This window comes from Pseudomonas moraviensis subsp. stanleyae (assembly GCF_036283065.1).
In the GTDB taxonomy this organism is placed as follows: domain Bacteria; phylum Pseudomonadota; class Gammaproteobacteria; order Pseudomonadales; family Pseudomonadaceae; genus Aquipseudomonas; species Aquipseudomonas stanleyae.
This window is the reverse complement of record NZ_JAADJI010000014.1, coordinates 25,859-44,126: the sequence shown is the minus strand read 5'-3', so window position 1 is coordinate 44,126 and position 18,268 is coordinate 25,859. Positions and strand designations below refer to the sequence as shown.

Here is an 18,268-nt window from a genome sequence, read left to right as displayed (position 1 = left end):
CCTCAGTAGCTGATTGAAATGGCGGGGATCTTGCGCTGGGCGATCAGGGTGATTGCCTGCTTGGCGCATTCCTCGGTCATGCCGCCTTCGATGAAGGCGTCCAAGGCGGCGCGGTTGATCTGCTTTTTGTGTTCCAGGTCGGCCTCGCGCGCCTGCTGCTGGCGGAGGATTTCGGCAGCCGCTGCATCGGCGCGGCGGCGCTCGTCGGCACGCGCTTGCTCTGCGGCCTGTTCGGCGCGTTTTGCTGCGGCTTGGCGCTCCTGCTCGGCACGTTGCTCGGCGGCGATGCGATTCGCTTCCGCCTGCTCTGCCGCCAGTCGAGCCTGCTCGGCCTGCTGCTCAAGCTGGAGGCGCTGACGCTCGGCCTGTGCCTCTGCTTCGCGGGAAGCTTGCTCGGCAGCACGTTGCGCGGCGGCAGCCTGATCAAGCAACTCTTGCTCGCGTCGGGCGGCGGCTTCTCGTTCGGCCTGTGCGCGCTGCTCAGCTTCACGACGGGTACGCTCTTCAGCTTCCCGGGCGATCTGTGCATCCCGATCGCGCTGAGCCTGTGCTTCGGCTTCGGCGCGCAACCGGATCAATTCGGCCTGCTCGGCTTCGTACCGCGCTCGCTCGGCGTGCAGGGTGCGCAGCTTGATCAGCGTCTGGTCTTTCACCTGAGCGGCTTCGGCCAAAAACTCTTCCCAGCTATCGCCGATTTCCAGCAGTTCGAGGTCGGCGATGAGGCTGGCCAGGTGGTCGGACGTTGGCGCCGTTTCGAAGATGGCGAGATCCTTGATGCGCTGGATCGCGTCGACGTGAGCGTCAGTCCGGGCAATCTCGGCCTGCTCCCAGTCCGTCAGCGGCTGGCGAGTTGCGTCACGCAGCGCGTCCATCTTGTTCACGAATTCGCGCAGCTCAGCTTCGACGACCTTTGGCATTTCTTTCAGGCGTTTGAGGTAATCGCGGCCCGGCTTTTCCACGGCTGTCTTCGACTTGCTGACCTTTGCTGCCAGAGAGGCGATACGCTCGCGGCCCTTACGAGTGGTCAGGTCTGGAACCTCGGCGGCGACCTCAGCGGCTACCGCGTCGAAGAACTGGCCAAGGCCGCCAGCAACATAGATGGCCGGTGCGTTTTCTTCGCTGATGTCGTCGATCTTGATGACTTGCTGTTGTGCGGACACGGGGAATCCTTGCCGCGACGTGCGCAGCGCTTGAAGTTGAAAGTCAGGAGGTGATGCGATCGGCGAGGGCGCCGAGCAGCATCAGGAAGGTGTAAATCGCGAGAACTCGAAACGACCCGCGCCGAATCAGCAGGCGGCGCGCCCGCTGAAGGCTGGTCATCGGAACACGTTGTAGGTGGTGGAGCGCGGCACCTGGCAAGTGCCCGAGCCGTCTTTCACGATGCCGTAGGCGCCTGCACCGGCAACCAGAAGCACAACGAGAATCCAGTAGACGAGATTCATGGTCGAGCCCTCACCGCGATGCGTCCGCCTTTCATGGTTACCGACAGGCGCTGCGGGAGGCTGTCGACCAGATCCTCGCGCTTACGGCCGATCACCTCATTGAAGGGCAGGCCGAAGCCGAGTATCGCGATGCGGCGCTCGATATCGTCGAGCTGCTCATCGACCAGCGTTTTCACCAGAGGGGTTGTCATGCCGAAACTCCTTTCAGATGCGTGTTGCGCTCGACGAACTTGGCGTCCAGCGCATCCCGATAACGATTGGCGGTGCGGGCGTCGATGATCTCGGCGAACTCCGCCATTTCAATCATGCCCATGACGAAGGTGCGATCCGGCATCGGAGTGCAGGACTTGCGCATCTTCGCGATCTCGAGGTCCAGCCGGGCCAGTGCTACCTGATTGCTCATAGCTCGTTGTCCTCGGCCTGGGCGATCAGCGCGTCATCGACAAGGGGTCGAAGTAGGCCCTCCGCGATTTCGCCGAGCTTGCCCAGTGGGTGGTCGCTGGGGCCGAGCAGCTCGGAGGCGGCGACCTTGTCAGCGTGGCCGCGCTCGGCGGCGATCAGCAGGTAGCCAAGCGAAGCCGTGGTGACCTCGCAGTCGGCAAGCCGTCCATTTGCATACTCATCAACTGCCAGAGCGAACTGGGCCAGCGTGACGCCCTGAGCCGGACGCATGCGGCGCTGCACCTTCGCGTCGCAGCCATGCCGAACCATTTGTTCTACGGCGTTGTAAAGCCACTCAGCCCGAGCAACTTCGCGAGGGCTTTCGCTCACCGGAGGCGGCAGGCGGTTATCGAATTTACTTTGTGCGAGCGCGGTTGCGTTCATGGTTGCCTCCAGAGTGGCGGTAGATCAGGAGTCTGCTGCGATATCGGCGAGGATTTGCGCCTTGCGCTTCTCGAAGCGGGAGCTCCAAGTTGGTCTGCCATCTACGCGCCAGATGGTCGCACCACGCTTGCGGAGCTTCCGGGCCCGAGCCGGAGAAATTCGATTCCCCCATTTCTCGGTGCGGTAGATGGCTTCCCAGTACTCGACCGTCTCGCGCTTGTCGTACTTGTAGTACCGGCTGCTCGGCTTGTTTTTCGAGAGCCATTCGTTCACCAGCGATATGTCGACTGTGGCCGAACTGAAGACGTAGCAGTTCGCAAGAGACTCAAGAGTTCCGACGCCGACCTGTGCGGTTGGTACGCCAACATCAGCGCCGCATGACCAGACCTGACCCTTGCATTCAAGCGTCGACCCATCGGTAAGCTTGATTGTGAACGCCCGACCGGCGAACGCATCACGTGATCCAGGCTCAATCTTCAGGAAGTCGTAGAAGCCGCCGTCGTTCGATATCAAAAGGTTTCCGGTGCGCTCGTAAACGCAGCGGGGCAACTCGTCGAGGAGCAGAAACGTCTGCCCCTGCTTCGTCCTGATCACATCAATGATCTTCGGCATTACGGAAACCTCTGTGATTGATCCAACAAAACTCGGATGCACTCATCCGCTCCGCTGGTTGCCGTTGGGCGCGGAGGGGAGTGCATTCGGGTGGTGTCGGGGATTAGTGGGAGCCGCTTACGGCGGCAAGTCGGCTTGCTCATGGCTTACTGCAAGCAGGTAGTTGAGATCCCCGGTGAGACGAGGCTGCCTTTCCTTGCTACCGATACCCGGCAAGGCAGGTTACGGAGTTACCTGTCAGCTGTTGGAGCGGCTGACTAGCAGATCGGCTCTGCTGAGTTGATGCAGGTGGGCGGTTATAGGCCGCAGTTTCGTCCGCATCGGGGTGTGATCTGGCCGGGGCTCAACCGGCATTCGGCGGAAGGGGTAGCCCTGAAGGCGACCGGTTGGCACATCCGCTGCCCGAGGCTTCGCCTCAGATCACACCCCGATGCGCTCTCATAGAGAGGATCGGGCAGTTAACGACAGGCTGTCGTGGCGCTGGTTGTTCAGCCGCTGATTGGGTGCCTCAGCGAATGGTCAAGGGCGTCGGATTGCGCTTTTTCACTGTCGAGAAAACGAATCGCCCAAGGCATCAATGTCTGGATCTTGCCATCAGCCATTTCGACGATTGCCACGCTGTAGTTGCCGGGACCGTTTTCGAACTCTTCGTACTCAACACCCCAGCCGTGAAACCTGCCTTCGGCTGCATCTTTGAGCCCTGTACGGCGGCCGCGATCGTCGTGTACGGCCTTCATTGTCATAACAGTTCGCATCGTCGTGTCCTCTAGGATGGTTGATTTCCCGTATGGCCCTGTCGCCAAGGCCAGCCAGTGAAATCTGTGTTTCTCCGCACCCGCTTACCAGGTCATTCACTCAGTTCGGTCAACACCTCGTCCGCCGTCGCAGTGGGCTGCGCGTTGGCAGGCTTTCGGGCCTGTCGGATCGCCGGTCGCCGGTAGAGGCAAGTGCGGTTTTGTTCATCGGTTTACTGACCTCCCACCGATGGAGCCGGGAGTGACCTAACCGGACTGGCCGGGTAGTCGTTCATGGCGCTGGTTGTTAAAGAGCGGCGGGTCTGTTGAGTCCCTGTCGAGCTGCTGTTCCGCTGCTCGATGGATTGAAATATAGGGCAGCCTTTATTTTGAGTCAACAGGTTTACCTTTATTTTTTTAGCGAGCGTAAAAAACCCGCACTTGGCGGGTTTGGGGTTGAGCAGATTGAGCGCTTAAAGCTTGCTCGCGGCGCTGTTCGTTTTCGCCTCGCGCTCTTCAGCTTTTTTGAGGGCAGCCGCGATGTCACTAATGGTGGCGGCAGAGGTGTTGATGTCGCCTGCAAATTTCTGAAGGGTGATGCTGACCTTCGAGCCTCGCCAAGAAAGCGTTTCATTGGTAAATGAGGCGCCTCCCTTGGTTTTGACTACCTCACTCGTACTGCTCTGCGGGGCGCCGTATTTAGTGGTGAAGAGCGCTGCAAGTTGCGAAAAATTATCGCTGTTGGTGCTCAGGTAAAACGACTCGACACCCGAACCACCGGCGAACACGGAAAGCGAATAGCCGAAGCCTACAGAAGGGCCCCCATTGACCGTGTAGAGATTGGTGTAGGGCGGCTCATGGCACATTTGCTTATGTATGCCGACGCCGCGAGGGCAGGCCGGCAGTGCTGCATCCACTTTCTGGTCGAAGCGCAGACCCATGAAGCTGTCGGGCTCTTGTGTCCATGTGGTTGCGGCCGGCTTTTTTGCAGCTAACGCAGGCGCAGCGACGACAGCGGAAAGCAAAATAAAAGCGAGTACGGATTTCATCGGGTCCCTCCATTGATTGAAGGGCAACTGTACCATCACGGTGGTGGCACAGCCATTCGAGGTGGAGGCAGAGAAGGGCTCTAGTAGAGCACAGAAGACCAAAAGACCTTTCCGAGCACCACGATGCCTTTTTCTGTGAGCTCTTGCGCTGTGTACTCTTCGTCCTTGTGCTCGTCGATATTGAAGCTGCGCATCCTTATCCCGCCACCAGGTATGCGGTAGAGCGTTTTCACACGGAGCTCGCCATCATGGTTTACAGCGTACATTTTGCCATCTTTGACCGTGGTTGCAGATAGGTCCACCCCGACAGTGCTTCCATCTGGGAGCACAGGCTCCATGCTGTTCCCATGTACCGTTACGCAGACCGCCTGATCCGGCTGAACTCCCTGGTTCCTGAGGGTTAGCTTTCCGAAGCGGAGCTTCCTCGTCACTGATTTCTGAACGGCCGTTCTGCCAGATCCCGCCGACAGCTCTACTTCCTTGAGAAAAGGGATTTCAACCTCGTCATCATCCAGTGGGGTTTCGTCGTCCCATACATCAATTGGGCCGATCATCGTTGCGTTCGAGGTAATGGGTGGCGGCTCCAGCATGGGCTGCGGCTCTGACATGATCGTTCGCCACTGATCAGCCGGGAATTTCGTTCCCTCTGACAGCCAGACAGGGTCCACACCACATATCTGCGCGAGCCTTACCAAGTGACCGCTGGAGCGAGTAAGGCCTCGCTCTATTTCTGAAATCGATGCTTGTTTAATGCCAGCGCGCTCAGCGAGTTCAACCTGAGTGAGTCCGGCTTTTTTGCGTGCGTATTTGAGGCGATCTTTAAGTTCCATGGGCATGGAATTTAAAGGTTGTCCTTTGAAGTTGCAAAAAGGTATACCTTTGCCATAAGATAAAGGCATCCCTTTATATGGGCGGAGAATCATGAACAATCCCTTTGAAAAGCTGGTCGAGCATTTCGGCTCGCAAAACGCTACGGCGGCAGCTCTCGGCGTAAAGCAGGGAACCGTTAGCGGCTGGGTGCGCGGCCTACACGGTTGCGCTGCTGAGGTCGCTATGCGAGCGGAGATCGTCACCAACGGTGCGATCAAGGCGCGCGATCTTCGCCCGAGCATTCCTCAACAAGCTGCCTAACCACTTCCAACCACACAAGGAACCACAGATGTCGTACTTCGAACCTGACCACCTCCACGACAAGCCGACCAAGGTTCGCCTGGACGAGGCGGCTGACGACCTGCTGACAGCGATGGCCCGCTTTCAGCGGACTCAAAAAGCTGTGCTCGCTCGCGAAATCCTGGAGCGCGGCCTGAACCAAATGATGGAAGAGCTTAACGCGAAAACAGACGTGGCCTGAAGTAGCCGAGGAGGCCCTGTGCCTGAAAGAAAGCCGCTGGAAATCCAGCTCGACTGGCAGGGACTCGCTGATCTGGAGCTATTAGCCAGACGCAACGGGGTAACGCCAGAAGAGATGGCCGCAACAATCATGAACCGGGCGCTGGATCGAATGACCCGGCCACCAAAGAGCCGGAGCAACGTCGCTTCCATAGGACGGAAGGGCTGATAAGCCCCTCAGGGACTCATGAGGAACTGCCAATGAAACAACCATTCACCAAATCGCAGGCACAAAAAAGCCGGGGCGCAATCCCGGCTCTTTTTACTGCATACAACAAAACGTTCTGGAGCTGATTATGCACAGTTCACCCAATACCGGCAATACCCTCAGTGTCGCGACACGTTTTTCTAATTCTGAAAACGTGTCGCGAACCGTTTCTATGTCCAGCTTGGAGCTGGTTCAATTCATCAATTCAAATCGCGAAGAGGGCGACCCTGTCCTCACCCATAAAAACCTGATGGCCAAAGTCCCCCGCGTTTTGGGTGCAGATCAATCGGCTAAATTTTCAGCCGATTACATGGACAGCCGAAGCCGGTCCCAAAAATGCTTCGTCTTCCCAAAGCGTGAAGCATGCCTGATCGCTATGTCCTATAGCTATGAGCTCCAGGCTCTCGTTTTCGACCGAATGACAGCACTCGAGGATCGAGAACGAGCTCGTTCGAATCCATCCAATCCGAAGATCGTCGGCGAGCTGGCAATTCTCGAATGCTTTGATCGCCTGCTCAAGCCGGCGGCTTCGAGCAAGATGATGATGCTTGCCCAGATAGCCGCAAATAACGGGCTCGATGCGAAGTTCCTTCCGGGTTACGCCATAGATGCAGCGCCTGACGCCACCGGCGGCTCTTCGATGCCAACCAAGGCCGTTACCGCCCTGATCAAAGAGCACGCCATCAGCAGTACGGCGGCAGCCTTCAATCGAGCTCTCGCCGAGCATGGCTATCTCAAATCCCTGCAGCGCCGTAACTCCAAAGGCGAAACAGTCGACTTCTGGTCCGTGACTGAAAAAGGCCTCAAGTACGGCAAGAACCTCACCAGCCCTCAATGTCCGCGCGAGACGCAACCTCACTGGTACGTCGATCGCTTCCTTGAGCTTGCCGTGCTTATCGGCAAAGGACGCCCATGATGGCCAGATCCAGAAATATAAAACCGGGGTTCTTCTCGAACGAACACCTGGCTGAAGTAGATTTTGCAACGCGCCTCCTTTTCATTGGCATGTGGACCGAGGCTGATCGGGAAGGGCGCCTGGAAGATCGCCCGCGCCGCCTGAAAATGGCTTTGTTCCCGGCTGACAACGTCGACATCGAAAAGATGCTCGCCGACTTGGATCATTTGGGGTTCATCACGCGGTACACCGTCGGATCATTCAAGGCCATCCAGATCGTGAACTGGTCGAAGCACCAGAACCCTCACGTGAAAGAGGCAAAGAGTGTCATCCCTGAAATGCCCGGTTTAGAGGCTTCGGAGGGGGAGCATGGTGCAAGCCCGGTGCAAGCACCAGACAAGAACAGTTCCTTCCCGGCTGATTCCCTCTCTCTTGATTCCGGATTCCTGATTCCTGATTCCCTCTCTCCGTCGCCTGCTCCGGTGGTGACCGAGGACCTGTTCCCGAACTTCTGGAAGCTCTACCCGCGCAAGGTCGGAAAGGACAAGGCCGAGAAGGCGTGGGCGAAGCTCAAGGTCACTCAGGGGCTTTACGACCTGATGGTCGCAGCTCTGGCCAAGCAGGTTCTGACGCCTGACTGGACCAAGGAGCGGGGCCAGTTCATCCCGCACCCTGCGACGTGGCTCAACGGCAAGCGCTGGCAGGACGAGATCCCTGAGCTCGCCAGCAACGTGCACCCGTTCCCGCAATCCCGTCACACCGGCTTCGCTGATCGCGATTACACCTCCGGCCTGAAGCAGCGGGAGGACGGCAGCTATGCGCTCTGAGCCAGTCCAAGCAACTCCAGAACTGCCGCCTGGCACTCGCATCCAGCCTGCTGAGTGCGAAACCCACGGCGCCTACGAGCAGAAGGTCTATGCCGTGCTGGGCCGTGAGCTCAGAAGCAATTGCCCCGAGTGCAGCCGTATCGCCCGCGAGAAGTCCGAAGCCGCCGAGCAAGCGAACAAGGCGATGGAACTGCGCATGTCCCTCGCTCGCAAGCTGGGCGACGCGCTGATCCCGAAGCGCTTTACCACTCGCACCTTGGGTAACTACCAGGCCGAGAACGACGGCCAGCGCAAAGCCCTCCGGTTCTGCCAGCACTACGTGCAGATCTTTGACGAGATCCTGAAGACCGGTCGCTGCATGGTGCTGATCGGCAAGCCCGGTACCGGGAAAACGCACCTCGGCGCCGGCATGGCCAATGAGCTGCTGCACAACACGTCTCGGACGGCCGTGTACCGCACTGTCGGCGCAATCCTTCAGGCGATCCGCTCCACGTACGACAAGCACAGCGAACGCAGTGAGGCCGAGATTCTCTCGAGCCTGATCGATCCTGATCTGCTGGTGCTGGACGAGGTGGGCGTGAGCAAGGAGCAGCCGAGCGACTTCGAGCTGACGACCCTGTTCGCAATCATCAACGGCCGGTACGAGCAGGAGCGCCCGACTGTGGTGATCTCCAACCTCGAAGCCAGCCAGTTGCCGGCCGCAATGGGCGATCGCTGCGTCGACCGCCTGCGCGAGGGCGGAATGATCGTGGTCCCGTTCGACTGGGAATCTCAGCGCGGCAAGGAAGGGTTTTGACATGACCATCGACAAACAAAAACTGCAGAAGCTGCTGTGGGCCGAGGCAGCGTCATTCCGTGCTGACTGCGCAGACTGGAAACGCAACACCGAGGCGCTGCAGGAATTCCTTGGGGAGAAGACCGTGGAGGAGGTTGCGCTTGAGCTGTTGGCCGAGAATGAGAGGCTCACTGCATTCGAAGAGGCATATGCAACGGCCTGCAACGTCCGCAACCGACTGATCGAAGAGAACGAGGCGCTTCGCAAAGACGCAGGGATCGGTCGGTTGGTTTTCCAGTTCTTTGACCGAATGGATGATCCGGCTGATTGCGATCCACTGGAGAAAAGCACGGGCGATTTTTTGCGGGCCGTTTCCGCCGCTATGGCCAAGGCGGTGCAGCCATGAACGAATTCGCCATCCGCAGTCAGCGCGACATCAGCCGCCTGATGGGCATCCTGCACGCCACCGACTTCACCAAACCCAAGATCGTAGTCATCAAGGACGAGAAGCGCCCGGACATCTGCAACCGAAAGATGTGGGCAATGCTCAAGGACGTTTCCGAGCAGGTCATCTGGCACGGCAAAAAGCTGAGCAGTGAAGACTGGAAGTGCCTCTTCAGTGCCTCGCTGGAGAAGCAGCGCGCAGAGCCTGGTCTCGACGGTGGCTTTGTCGTGATGGCCGTATCGACCCGCAAGCAATCGCAGAAATGGTTCAGCGATCTATTCGAGCTGATGCATGCCTTCGGCGCCGAGCATGACGTGCGCTGGACTGAATCCGACAAATGGGGAGGGCGGTATTGATGAGCCATATCGAATGGTACGTCTACTGGGTCCTCGGCTGCGGAGTCGTGTTTAACGGCTGGTTGGTTTGGCAGTTCGCAAAAGTCTGCGGACATGTGATCTACACCGCTGTCGCGGCAGCTTCGTTCACTCGTTTCTGCTGGGCGTGCGGAAAGGTCCATGGTTTCAGGGCGCGAAAGTTCCCGCACTGGATTTACGCGCCTCAGGTTTGGTTTGGGTTCTTCGCTGTTTCCCTTGGTTGCAGCCCGGGCTCGATCAATCACCTGGGCGGATCTGGCGTTTGGAATGGCATCGGCAACTGGACGGTATACCCCGCCAAGGAGGCCCAGCCATGCGCGTAGCCCTCAAGGAGAAGAAGGCTCCGAAGCCGAAGAAGTGCAAGAACCCAGCGTGCGGCATTAGCTTTCCACCTCAACGCTTGGGGCAGGCGGTGTGCAGCCCGAAGTGCGCGCTGGCCATGGCGCCGGCGAACACCGAGAAAGCCCGCAAGGCCATCGCCCAGCGTGACCGCCGAGAAATTCAGGTTCGCAAGGAGAAGCTGAAGAGCAGGGCGGATCACCTGCGCGAAGCCCAGGCCGCCGTGAACGAGTACGTCCGCCTGCGTGACGCGCACCTGCCATGCATCAGCTGCGATTCGATGCCAAACGACAACGACCTCATGACCGGCAGCCGCTGGGACGCTGGGCACTACCGTTCCGTCGGGGCTTGTCCGGAGCTGCGCTTCGAGCCTCTGAACATTCACCGCCAGTGCGTGAAGTGCAACCGCAACCTGTCCGGTAATGCGGTCGAGTACCGCATCAGGTTGGTGCTGCGCATCGGCGCCGAAACCGTTGCATGGCTGGAAGGGCCTCATGAGCCCCGTAAGTACACCGTCGAAGAAATCAAAACCATCAAGGCCGACTACCGGGCCAAGACCCGCGAACTGAAGAGGGCTGCAGCATGATCTATCCAAGTGTTCTGAACGCAGTTGTCTCGGCCCTCGCGGCTGAGGCGATCGACAACACCAGCAAGCAGGCGTGGCAGAAGCTCTACAACTCTGCCGACGAGGAGGAGGGCGGCGATCTGGCGACACTGGTCCGCTCCCCTGGCGCTGACACCATCGACCGCACCCAAGTTGACTGCTGGGTGTCTGCCCGCTTGCACAGTGCGCTTGAGCAAAAGCACTGGGATGCGCTGGTGGCGAAGTACAGCACCCACAAGGGGCGCAAGGTACAAGCCATCGCAGCGCTGCAAACCCAGATCAACACGCCGGCGCCGAAGCTTTTCCTGTTCAAGGCGAGCACCGCATGGGCTATTCCGCAACTGAAGGGTGCGCGCCCCAAGGTGGCGACCTCAGTGTCAGTCGAGATCCCAATCGATGCGCCTGAGTGGCGCCGTGAGGCTGTGGTGAAGGCTGCGTTGGCCGCCGGTCAGGCGAAGGTGAAGCGTGACAGCTCCCGATCCGCCGACATGATCGTGCTCAAGGACAGCTTTTACGACATGAACACCTGGGACAACGACGGCACGCCGGAGTCAACTCGCCGCCGCTGGCGTCAGGATATCGGAAAGGCTGCTGATGACCTGGTAAACGAGGCGCTGGCACACGCCGCCGACATTCTCGGAGGCGAAGGCTTGCTGATTGAACAAGCTGCGTGATTGCCTGTTGACATCAGTGAGCGAATGAGCGAAATTAATCCCATCCTGTCATTCCTGCGCGTATCGAGGAGTGACAAACGAAACCCGGCCACCGCGCCGGGTTTTTTATTGCCTCGAATTTACCTGTAGCCAGGACAGCCCTTGGGAAGGCCTGGACGTCGATAGCCGGATAGTGCGACGCACGGATCAACGCCGGCAGCCCGTGCACTCTGACCTCACAATGCTTTCAGGGTGGCGCGAGACAGGAACAGCGAGATCGATGCAAAGGGGCGTCGACGCTGTGATAGCCTTCGGCGGACAGGAGGGGAAAGACCCTCGCATTATGCGGATGAATGCGCAGGCTGATGCGTAAAGGTAACGGGCCTTGGCCCTGTGGTAATCGGAACCACACTGTACGGTCGTGCAACTCGACCAGCCCGAAAGCAGGAGATCAGCACCTGCCATCCGCACCTATTCAGGGCCTCTGCATTCGCAGGGGCTTTTTTCGTTTTCGGCTCCCCACACCCATTGCCCCGAGCTGGGAGTGCAGCGGACGCCGGATTTATCAATCTCCCCAAGGGGGAGGCAACCCGGATGCCAAACATGCCTGACAAGCCAGACACATGGGCCAAGATCTGGCTGGCGTTGAGCAATCCGCTCTGGCAGGGCGTGATCATGTCCATCACCGTATCGTTGCTTCGAGTCATGTACGACGCGAAGGAAACCAGTAAGCGCCGCATCGTTTTCGAGGCGCTGATCTGCGGATCGCTGAGCTTGGTCGCGTCCAGCATTATCGAGTGGATGGCCTGGCCTTCCAGTCTGTCGGTCGCTGCCGGTGGCACGATCGGCTTCCTTGGTGTGACAGCCATTCGCGAACTGGTGACCCGATTCCTCGGTCGCAAGGCGGATGCCGCATGAAGGCCTTCGCTGCAGCAATCATCATCGCCCTGGTCGGCCTACTCCTCATTGGGATCCAGCAGTCGCGCGTCGTCGCCCTTCGCGGGGAGGTGGCATTCGAGGCCAGCGAGAAGAAGAAGGCGGTCGACGCCAACCTCGAAAGTCAGGCCACGATCACCACCCTGCGCGCCGAAGCCCAGCGCAACGTCGATTACCAAAAAGACCTGAACAAGCGGTTACAGGCCAGCCAGGCCAAAGCCAGAAAGGCGGAGAAGAACTTTGAAGAACTCAAGCGCAACAGCAAGCCTGTTCGTGATTGGGCTGCTCAGCCTCTGCCTGACGGCCTGCGCGGGAAAGCCGGCGGTGGTAACAAAGACAGCGGCGGTAAGAGTCGAGCCCCCTGAGCTGGTGCCCTGTGAGCGGGTAGCGGATGAAGACCTCGCCGACAACGGCCAGCTGTGGGAGCTGAAGAACCAAGCCATCAACCTGCTCGACACCTGTGCAGATCAGGTGGACGCGCAGATCAAGCGCAGTCAGAGCAAGTAGGTCGCGACACGTTTCGCGAGAGTGCAAATTGTGTCGCGACACTGTTCAAGAGACATTATCGCGTTTGTATTGGCCATGAAGCTGCTTGAGCGCTCCCTGATATTCGGAAGCTGTGAGCTTGGACTTAAGCCTGACCATGACGTCCTGAGCGGTTGAGCTTACCGTCTCGGTGTTCCTCCCGGTTCGCTCCGCCCATTCTGATGCGGCCTTCAGCACAGCTGTTTCATCAATGCGATGGCTCACTTACGGATTTCCCTGGTTGAGTGCAACTGATCTTAGTTGAGTGGGCGGATGGAGATGAAATGAATCGACCAATGCCGCCTGAATCACTACTCAACCTGTCTGAGCTGTCCAGCTTCGGTATTCGCCTGATCCCCGCGCCTGAGGTGTGGGAATGGCTCCAATCCGAGATTCTCGCCGACACCGGCAGCATCCACAACGAAGACCATGCCCATCTGATCGATGCGGACGTGAGAGTCATGTGGGCGTCTGCCGCCTTCACGAAGCAGGGGCGCACGGTAGTAGGCCAAGCCGATCAGGTAGCGTTTCGTGCAGGGGGCTGGCAGAAGGCCCGGATGGAACAGCAGATGCTGGATTGGTTCGGTGATGTGCCGGCCTACATCATCACGCTGGCTGCTGATTACTGCGCCGACTGCTCCGACGCTGAATTCTGCGCACTGGTCGAACATGAGCTGTATCACATCGCTCAAGCGACCGATCAGTACGGCGCACCCAAGTTCACCCAAGAAGGGTTGCCCAAGCTTGAGATGCGCGGACACGACGTTGAAGAGTTCGTCGGTGTGGTGCGTCGCTATGGGGCAAGCCCTCAAGTGCAAGAACTGGTGGACGCTGCAAACAATCCTGCTGAGGTGGGGGGATTGAACATTTCGAGGGCCTGCGGAACCTGTCTGCTCAAGTCGGCCTGAGGTTAGACAGCAATAGACGGAACCCAATCCTATGGCAGCCCTGAGCAGCGAGGTGAAGGCCTTCATCGTTCAGGCGTTGGCCTGCTTCGACACACCCTCCCAGGTGGCAGAGGCCGTCAAGCGCGAATTCAACATCGATGTGACTCGCCAGCAGGTGGAGACACACGACCCGACCAAACGATGCAGCAAGACACTCGCCAAGCGGTGGGTGGAGATGTTTCACGATGCCCGTAAGCGATTCCGGGAGGAGACGGTAGACATCCCGATCGCCAATCGTGCCTTTCGACTGCGCGCAATGAGCAGGTACGTCGAGAAGGCTGAGTCGATGAAAAACATCGGTCTCGCTATGCAGATCCTTGAGCAGGCGGCGAAGGAAGTCGGGGACGCTTACGTCAATCGCCGAGTCGAGCCAGACAAGTCGCTGGACGACGAGATCAAGCGGCTCAACATCCAAAAGCTGCAGCGAGAACTGGAAGACCCAAATAAGGGCCTGCCCGAGCCCAAGCAAGTAATCATCGGGGTAGAAGATGCAAGCGACCCTGAAGCTGAATAAGCCGCAGTTCGAGTTCATCAGTCATCCCAAGAAGTTTTCAGCGTTCGTCGGAGGCTATCGAAGCGGTAAAACGTTCGTTGGCTGCGTCCGGATGTGCATCAACGCACTTGAGCACCCAGGCATTCCGCAGGGCTACTTCGCACCGACCTATCCGCAGATTGCGGACATCTTCTACGACACCATGCCGGTGGTGGCCGAGGCATTCGGCCTGTTCGCCGACATCGTGCCGAGCAAGAAGCGCGTGTACCTGCGTGACAACCGGGGCCGCTGCCTCTCGACGATCGTCTGCAAGAGCATGGAGCACCCGCACCGCATCGTCGGCTTCAACATCGCTCATGCGTTGGTCGACGAGATCGACTGCATGGCGATCAAGAAGGCTGACAGCGCGTGGAAGAAGATCATCGCGCGGATGTCCACGGTGTGGCCGACGCGAGCCATGAACACCATCGACGTCACCACGACGCCGGAGGGCTTCAACTGGGTCTATCGCAAGTTCGTCAAGGAGCTTGCCGCCAACCCGAGCCAGCGCCCGCTGTACGGCATCGTGCACGCTTCGACGCGGCAGAACGCGAAGAACCTGCCGAAGGACTACATCAAGTCACTGCGTGAGTCATACCCGGCCAACCTGGTGGACGCGTACATCGACGGCCTGTTCGTCAACCTGACGTCGGGCAGCGTGTACCCGAACTTCTGTCGCAAGCAGAACCACACAGACGCGACGATCCGCCCGGGCGAGCAGTTGCACATCGGCATGGACTTCAACATCAACCGGATGGCCGCGACGGTGCATGTCATTCGTGACGGCCTGCCGCTGCTGCTGGAGGAGGCCACGCACCTGTTCGACACGCCCGCGATGATCGTCGAGCTCAAACGGCGGTACCCGGGCCACAGCATCACCGTTTACCCGGACGCCAGCGGCAAGAACCGCAAGAGCGTCAGCGGCAGCGAGTCAGACCACAGCCTGCTCCGCGCCGCCGGCTTCATGGTCATGGTTAACCCGTCGAACCCAGCGGTTCGCGATCGGGTACTGGCGGTGAACGCCATGTTCCTCAACATCGATCAGAAACGCCGCTACCTGGTGAACACCGACAACTGTCCGGTGAGTACACAGGTGCTTGAGCAGCAGGCCTACGACGAAAAAGGCGAACCCAACAAGGACGGCACTGAAGACCCGGTCGACGCACTCGGCTACTTCATTGTCCAGCGCTTCCCGATTGCGGGCAGCTACACACTCGCGAACGTGAGCGACCAATGAGCGCATTCACTTATCTGAAAGACAGCCTGCAGAACCTGGTCGCAGGACTGGGCACCGCGCGCGACAAGGCATCGCACTCGCACTATGCACTCCCGGTGATGGACGATCAGCAGCTGCTGAACGCCTTCCGGGGGTCGTGGACGGCGCAGAAGGGCGTGAGCATTCCGGCCGTTGATGCGTGCCGCAACTGGCGCAACTGGCAGGCAGACAAGGCCCAGATCGAGCTGATCGAAGCCGAAGAGGATCGCCTGAACGTCAAGGGCAAGATTCTGGAGGCCCTATTGAAGGCCCGGCTGTTCGGTGGTGCTGCTGTGTTCATCGGCACCGGTGAGCGTGACACTGCTTCAGAGCTGAAGCCGGATCGAGTCGGGAAGGGCGGCATCAAGTACCTGACGGTGATGACCCGCCGGCAACTCAGCGCCACGGAGATCGAGCAGGATCCGCAAAGCCCGCGCTTCGGCAAGCCCAAGGCTTACAGGCTGCCCGGCTCGACGGTGGAGATTCACCCGTCCCGACTGGTGATATTCGTCGGCGTGCCGCATCCAGACTCTGAGCTCGCCGTAGGCACTGGCTTCGGCTGGGGCGACTCGGTGCTGCTGTCGGCCATGCCGGCCGTGCGTCACTACGACGAGACGGTCGCCAACGTGGTCAGCCTGGTCTACGAGGCCAAGATCGACGTCATCAACATTCCAAACCTGATGTCGAGCATGCAGGACAAGAATTACGAGCGCTTGCTGCTGGAGCGATTGCGTCTTGCCGCAACGGCAAAGGGCATCAACGGAACGCTGATCCTCGACGGGCAAGAGACGCACAGTTCCAAGTCGGCCAGCTTCGGCAACCTGCCGGAGGTGATCGCCAAGACAGAGCAGGGCGTCGCCGGCGCGTTCGATATCCCCGGCACCCGCATGTTCGGTCAGTCCTCGACGGGGCTCGGCGCCAATGGCGAAGAGAACACCCGCAACTACTACGACAACGTCGCCTCACGCCAGAAGCTGGAGATCAAGCCAGCGATGAGCGTGTTGGATGAAGGCTTGATCCGCTCCGCGCTCGGCAGTCGGCCGAAAGAGGTGCACTACACCTGGGCGCCACTCTGGCAGGCCACGGCGAAAGAGCGGGCCGATATCGGCAAGACCACGGCAGATACGATCAAGGCGCTGAAAGACTCCGGACTGTTCCCTGAGGATGCGCTTTCGACTGCCGCGGTGAACCTACTGGTCGAGCTGAGCGTAATGCCGGGCCTGGAAGCTGCGATCGAGAAGTTCGGCCGCGAGCTGCCAGATGACGACGATGACGACGCCGATCTGCCGGGCACCGCTGCGGATCAGGCGGTGGCGAAGAAAGCGATCACTGACGCCGCTCCTCGCTCGCTGTATGTGTCCCGCAAGGTCATCAACGGCGGCGAGATTATCGAGTGGGCCAAGTCGCAGGGCTTCGAATCAACTGTCCCTGCTGCTGACCTGCACGTCACCGTCGCCTACAGCCGCAACCCGGTGGATTGGATGAAGGTCGGCGAGTCGTGGTCGGGCGATGGCAAGGGTCAGCTCAAGATTGCACCAGGTGGTGCAAGGCTGATCGACAAGTTCGGCGAAGGCGCGGTGGTGCTGCTGTTCAACAGCTCCGAACTGGCTTGGCGGCACGTCTCCATCGTTGAGGCTGGCGCCTCTTGGGACTGGCCGGACTATCAGCCCCACATCACCTTCACCTACGAACCCGGCAGCGTCGATATCGACAAGGTCGAGCCATACCGTGGCGCGATTGAGCTGGGTCCAGAGATCTTCGAGGAGCTCGCCCCATGATCTTCACCGACTCCGTGCCAGTCACGGGAGTGCGGCGCACCGAGGACGGCTATCTGGTGGCCGAGGCCCGAGTCGCGCGCACCGGTATTCAGGATTATCTGGGTACCGAGATCGACCCGGACAACGAACACGGCCTGCGGGATAAGCCAATCGTTCGTGTGTACCGGCCAGAGAGCGCGGTCTTCCACGCTGACGCCATGCACTCGTATGCCTACCGGCCAATGACCAACGGCCACCCGGGCGGGGACGGCGTCAACTCCAAGAACTGGAAAGACGTCGCGATCGGCCAAACCGGTGGCGAGGTTGTCCGCGACGGGCAGTTCGTCAAGGTGCCGCTGGTGCTGATGGACGCCAAGGCGATCGAGGACTACGAGTCCGGCAAGCGCGAGCTGTCCATGGGCTACGGCGCCGAGGTCGTGTTTCAGGATGGCGTTTCCCCCGAGGGCGAGCAGTACGACTGCTTCCTCGGCCCCATGAAAATGAATCACCTCAGCCTTGAGCATCGAGCTCGGGGTGGCGAGCACCTTCGCATCGGTGACCAAAAACCACACACCCCCAAAGGAGGCCATGACATGGCTGATTCACTGCGGAAACTCCTTGTCGATGGCATCTCCATTGATGTCACCGAGCAAGGCGCCCAGGCCATCGAGAAGCTGAACACCAAGCTTGCCGATGCTGCCACCGCCACCAAGACGCTGACCGATGCGCACGCTACGGCGATCGCGCTGAAGGATGGCGAGCTCGCCAAGAAAGACGCCGAGATCGACGACCTGAAAGCCAAGCTGCTCAGCGATGCCGATATCGATAAGCGCGTCACCGCCCGCGCTGACCTGATCAGCAAGGCCAAGTCGATCGCCGACGCGGACTACACCGGCAAGACCGACGCTGACATCCGCAAGGCTGTCGTGGTCGCCAAGCTGGGTGATGCGGCCGTGGCCGGCAAGGCTGATGCCTACATCGACGCGCGCTTCGAGATCCTGGTCGAGGACGCTGCCAAGAACCCGGCCAATGACCCGTTCCGGCAGCACATGATCCATCAGGACAGTAAGCCAGGCGAAAACCCGGCTGAAGCCGCCCGCGCGAAGATGCTGGCCGACTTCAACTCCACTCAGCCCGCCAAGTAA

The 18,268-nt window shown here is 59.6% G+C and carries 28 protein-coding genes; 18 read left to right on the top strand and 10 right to left on the bottom strand.

The window, feature by feature from the left end; translation table 11 throughout:
* Positions 1-2: 2 nt before the first annotated feature.
* From GXB78_RS23965 to GXB78_RS23925, 9 genes are all read right to left on the bottom strand, one after another.
* Complete coding sequence (locus GXB78_RS23965; RefSeq protein WP_329517273.1) at positions 3-1,160, bottom strand: coiled-coil domain-containing protein; 1,158 nt, start codon at positions 1,158-1,160, stop codon at positions 3-5.
* A gap of 156 nt (positions 1,161-1,316) precedes the next feature.
* Positions 1,317-1,442, bottom strand: coding sequence for a hypothetical protein (locus GXB78_RS23960; protein ID WP_256674831.1), 126 nt, complete (start codon positions 1,440-1,442; stop codon positions 1,317-1,319).
* Positions 1,439-1,633, bottom strand: a complete 195-nt coding sequence (locus tag GXB78_RS23955; protein ID WP_090283106.1) for a hypothetical protein — start codon at positions 1,631-1,633, stop codon at positions 1,439-1,441. The genes GXB78_RS23960 and GXB78_RS23955 overlap by 4 nt, the downstream gene beginning before the upstream one ends.
* Entirely contained in the window at positions 1,630-1,845 is a 216-nt protein-coding gene (locus tag GXB78_RS23950; protein ID WP_329517272.1) for a hypothetical protein, read from the bottom strand. Before GXB78_RS23950 ends, GXB78_RS23955 begins: the two co-directional genes overlap by 4 nt.
* Positions 1,842-2,267 carry a hypothetical protein gene (locus GXB78_RS23945; protein WP_329517271.1) on the bottom strand — a complete coding sequence of 142 codons (426 nt, stop codon included), beginning with the start codon at positions 2,265-2,267 and terminating at the stop codon, positions 1,842-1,844. Before GXB78_RS23945 ends, GXB78_RS23950 begins: the two co-directional genes overlap by 4 nt.
* A 24-nt stretch (positions 2,268-2,291) precedes the next feature.
* Positions 2,292-2,879, bottom strand: a complete 588-nt coding sequence (locus tag GXB78_RS23940) for a hypothetical protein (RefSeq protein ID WP_329517270.1) — start codon at positions 2,877-2,879, stop codon at positions 2,292-2,294.
* A gap of 488 nt (positions 2,880-3,367) precedes the next feature.
* Complete coding sequence (locus GXB78_RS23935) at positions 3,368-3,622, bottom strand: hypothetical protein (RefSeq protein WP_329517269.1); 255 nt, start codon at positions 3,620-3,622, stop codon at positions 3,368-3,370.
* Positions 3,623-4,086: 464 nt separating this feature from the next.
* Entirely contained in the window at positions 4,087-4,662 is a 576-nt protein-coding gene (locus GXB78_RS23930; RefSeq protein WP_329517268.1) for a hypothetical protein, read from the bottom strand.
* Positions 4,663-4,742: 80 nt separating this feature from the next.
* Positions 4,743-5,492 (bottom strand): XRE family transcriptional regulator, encoded by a 750-nt coding sequence (locus GXB78_RS23925; RefSeq protein WP_329517402.1) that lies wholly within the window; start codon positions 5,490-5,492, stop codon positions 4,743-4,745.
* 91 nt (positions 5,493-5,583) lie between these two features.
* Between GXB78_RS23925 and GXB78_RS23920 the strand changes: the two genes are divergently transcribed.
* From GXB78_RS23920 to GXB78_RS23860, 13 genes are all read left to right on the top strand, one after another.
* Entirely contained in the window at positions 5,584-5,793 is a 210-nt protein-coding gene (locus tag GXB78_RS23920) for a transcriptional regulator (protein ID WP_123587636.1), read from the top strand.
* A 28-nt stretch (positions 5,794-5,821) separates the two neighbouring features.
* Entirely contained in the window at positions 5,822-6,013 is a 192-nt protein-coding gene (locus GXB78_RS23915; RefSeq protein WP_024013551.1) for a hypothetical protein, read from the top strand.
* Positions 6,014-6,347: 334 nt separating this feature from the next.
* Positions 6,348-7,175, top strand: a complete 828-nt coding sequence (locus GXB78_RS23910; RefSeq protein ID WP_329517267.1) for a Rha family transcriptional regulator — start codon at positions 6,348-6,350, stop codon at positions 7,173-7,175.
* On the top strand, positions 7,175-7,981 hold the full coding sequence (locus GXB78_RS23905; protein WP_329517401.1) for a hypothetical protein: 807 nt from the start codon (positions 7,175-7,177) through the stop codon (positions 7,979-7,981). The genes GXB78_RS23910 and GXB78_RS23905 overlap by 1 nt, the downstream gene beginning before the upstream one ends.
* Positions 7,971-8,777 (top strand): ATP-binding protein, encoded by an 807-nt coding sequence (locus tag GXB78_RS23900; protein WP_329517266.1) that lies wholly within the window; start codon positions 7,971-7,973, stop codon positions 8,775-8,777. Before GXB78_RS23905 ends, GXB78_RS23900 begins: the two co-directional genes overlap by 11 nt.
* A 1-nt stretch (position 8,778) precedes the next feature.
* Positions 8,779-9,162, top strand: a complete 384-nt coding sequence (locus GXB78_RS23895) for a hypothetical protein (protein ID WP_329517265.1) — start codon at positions 8,779-8,781, stop codon at positions 9,160-9,162.
* Positions 9,159-9,557, top strand: coding sequence for a recombination protein NinB (locus GXB78_RS23890; RefSeq protein ID WP_329517264.1), 399 nt, complete (start codon positions 9,159-9,161; stop codon positions 9,555-9,557). Before GXB78_RS23895 ends, GXB78_RS23890 begins: the two co-directional genes overlap by 4 nt.
* Positions 9,557-9,898: a hypothetical protein gene (locus tag GXB78_RS23885; protein WP_329517263.1), complete on the top strand. Its 342-nt coding sequence runs from the start codon at positions 9,557-9,559 to the stop codon at positions 9,896-9,898. Before GXB78_RS23890 ends, GXB78_RS23885 begins: the two co-directional genes overlap by 1 nt.
* Positions 9,889-10,500 carry a recombination protein NinG gene (locus GXB78_RS23880; RefSeq protein ID WP_329517262.1) on the top strand — a complete coding sequence of 204 codons (612 nt, stop codon included), beginning with the start codon at positions 9,889-9,891 and terminating at the stop codon, positions 10,498-10,500. The genes GXB78_RS23885 and GXB78_RS23880 overlap by 10 nt, the downstream gene beginning before the upstream one ends.
* Positions 10,497-11,192 (top strand): hypothetical protein, encoded by a 696-nt coding sequence (locus tag GXB78_RS23875; RefSeq protein WP_329517261.1) that lies wholly within the window; start codon positions 10,497-10,499, stop codon positions 11,190-11,192. The genes GXB78_RS23880 and GXB78_RS23875 overlap by 4 nt, the downstream gene beginning before the upstream one ends.
* Before the next feature lie 582 nt (positions 11,193-11,774).
* Complete coding sequence (locus GXB78_RS23870; RefSeq protein WP_162276419.1) at positions 11,775-12,089, top strand: phage holin, lambda family; 315 nt, start codon at positions 11,775-11,777, stop codon at positions 12,087-12,089.
* Positions 12,086-12,472: a hypothetical protein gene (locus GXB78_RS23865; RefSeq protein WP_329517260.1), complete on the top strand. Its 387-nt coding sequence runs from the start codon at positions 12,086-12,088 to the stop codon at positions 12,470-12,472. Before GXB78_RS23870 ends, GXB78_RS23865 begins: the two co-directional genes overlap by 4 nt.
* Positions 12,432-12,614 carry a hypothetical protein gene (locus GXB78_RS23860; protein ID WP_047297581.1) on the top strand — a complete coding sequence of 61 codons (183 nt, stop codon included), beginning with the start codon at positions 12,432-12,434 and terminating at the stop codon, positions 12,612-12,614. Before GXB78_RS23865 ends, GXB78_RS23860 begins: the two co-directional genes overlap by 41 nt.
* Positions 12,615-12,659: 45 nt before the next feature.
* On the opposite strand, the gene GXB78_RS23855 is transcribed toward GXB78_RS23860, so the two are convergent.
* Positions 12,660-12,857, bottom strand: a complete 198-nt coding sequence (locus GXB78_RS23855; protein ID WP_016773999.1) for a hypothetical protein — start codon at positions 12,855-12,857, stop codon at positions 12,660-12,662.
* Positions 12,858-12,916: 59 nt separating this feature from the next.
* Between GXB78_RS23855 and GXB78_RS23850 the strand changes: the two genes are divergently transcribed.
* Genes GXB78_RS23850 through GXB78_RS23830 form a run of 5 tightly spaced genes read left to right on the top strand, consistent with a single transcriptional unit; the run spans position 12,917 to position 18,268 of the window.
* On the top strand, positions 12,917-13,540 hold the full coding sequence (locus GXB78_RS23850; protein ID WP_329517259.1) for a putative metallopeptidase: 624 nt from the start codon (positions 12,917-12,919) through the stop codon (positions 13,538-13,540).
* A 31-nt stretch (positions 13,541-13,571) separates the two neighbouring features.
* Entirely contained in the window at positions 13,572-14,093 is a 522-nt protein-coding gene (locus GXB78_RS23845) for a DUF2280 domain-containing protein (protein ID WP_115148299.1), read from the top strand.
* Positions 14,068-15,348 carry a terminase large subunit domain-containing protein gene (locus GXB78_RS23840; RefSeq protein ID WP_329517258.1) on the top strand — a complete coding sequence of 427 codons (1,281 nt, stop codon included), beginning with the start codon at positions 14,068-14,070 and terminating at the stop codon, positions 15,346-15,348. The genes GXB78_RS23845 and GXB78_RS23840 overlap by 26 nt, the downstream gene beginning before the upstream one ends.
* Entirely contained in the window at positions 15,345-17,144 is a 1,800-nt protein-coding gene (locus tag GXB78_RS23835) for an anti-CBASS protein Acb1 family protein (protein ID WP_329517257.1), read from the top strand. The genes GXB78_RS23840 and GXB78_RS23835 overlap by 4 nt, the downstream gene beginning before the upstream one ends.
* Positions 17,141-18,268 carry a DUF2213 domain-containing protein gene (locus GXB78_RS23830; RefSeq protein WP_329517256.1) on the top strand — a complete coding sequence of 376 codons (1,128 nt, stop codon included), beginning with the start codon at positions 17,141-17,143 and terminating at the stop codon, positions 18,266-18,268. The genes GXB78_RS23835 and GXB78_RS23830 overlap by 4 nt, the downstream gene beginning before the upstream one ends.